Source organism: Ilumatobacter nonamiensis YM16-303 (assembly GCF_000350145.1).
In the GTDB taxonomy this organism is placed as follows: Bacteria; Actinomycetota; Acidimicrobiia; order Acidimicrobiales; family Ilumatobacteraceae; genus Ilumatobacter_A; species Ilumatobacter_A nonamiensis.
In genome coordinates this window covers 1-1,125 of the sequence record NZ_BAOL01000291.1, presented here as the reverse complement: position 1 = coordinate 1,125, position 1,125 = coordinate 1, and the positions used below count along the sequence as shown (strand labels likewise).

The following is a 1,125-nucleotide window of genomic DNA, read 5'->3' as shown; positions in this document are numbered from 1 at the left end:
TCGCACCTGTCAAGCCCTTCGTTCCTCAGGGCCGAGCCCTTCGGGTTGACAGGAGCTCATCGGCTTCGCAGCCCGTGCGGGCATGACCCGCCACGAGGAGGCAGCACGATGAAAGCGAACGATCTGTTCGAGAACGTGACCAACGATCTGGTCGCAGCGATCGAGTCCGGAGCGAAGGACTGGAAGATGCCATGGCATCGGCTCGGTACCGTTGGACTCCCCCACAGCGTCGATGGACGGCCGTACCGAGGGTGGAACGCACTCGTCCTCTCCATGGTCGCCGCCGATCGAGGATGGTCATCGACGTGGGCGACGTACCGAGGTTGGCAGCGTCACGACTGCCAGGTCCGCAAGGGAGAGCGCGGCACGCAGGTTGTGTTGTGGAAGCCGATCGAGAACAAGACCGACGGCGACGACGCCAACGTCAAGCGGTCGATGTTCGCCCGAGCGTTCACCGTGTTCGCAGCCGACCAGGTCGATGGAGGCGACCGCTTCGCACCATCACCCGACGAGCGGCCCGCCACCGAGCGAATCAGCGAGGCTGAGCGCTACTTCGAGCGTGTCAGCGCCGAAGTCGTGACAGGCGGCGATCAGGCTTGCTACGTCCCGTCACTCGATCAGATCCGGCTCCCGCACGTCGACCAGTTCGACCAGGCCGAGCACTACTACTCGACCGCTGCGCACGAGCACGCTCACTGGACCGGCCACGCCTCACGACTCGACCGGGATCTCTCCGGCCGGTTCGGAGATCACGCCTACGGAGCCGAGGAACTCGTCGCCGAGCTGAGCGCAGCATTCTGGTGCGCACAGTTCGGACTCGAACAGGCGACCAGCCGGGATCACGCCGCATACCTGGGCGATTGGTTGGCGATCCTCAAATCAGACACCCGAGCACTCGTCACCGCCTGCAGCAAGGCTCAGCACGCCGTCGACTTCCTCAACCAGCAAGCCGGCTGGACTGCAACAGCTACGTCCGCCGACGACCAGGTCGCTTGATCGACAGCGCCGACACTGCGGTCTGAACCGGCCGGCGGCGCGGCGATCCGCTGGGACGTTGCCGGCCTTCGGCCGGGTGCAGTCGTGCTCCGCTGCTCGCACCTGTCAAGCCCTTCGTTCCTCAGGGCC

General features: G+C 65.5%; 1 protein-coding gene. It reads left to right on the top strand.

Going from position 1 to position 1,125, the window contains the following annotated elements:
* Positions 1–108: 108 nt before the first annotated feature.
* The gene (locus ON45_RS19850; RefSeq protein WP_051063473.1) at positions 109–996 is read left to right on the top strand and encodes an ArdC family protein; all 888 of its coding nucleotides are present in this window, start codon (positions 109–111) and stop codon (positions 994–996) included.
* The last annotated feature ends 129 nt before the right edge of the window (positions 997–1,125 follow it).

What these genes read in the sequence shown, in the direction of transcription:
- ON45_RS19850 (WP_051063473.1), top strand. Translation starts at nt 109, where the DNA reads ATGAAAGCGAACGATCTGTTCGAGAACGTGACCAACGATCTGGTCGCA.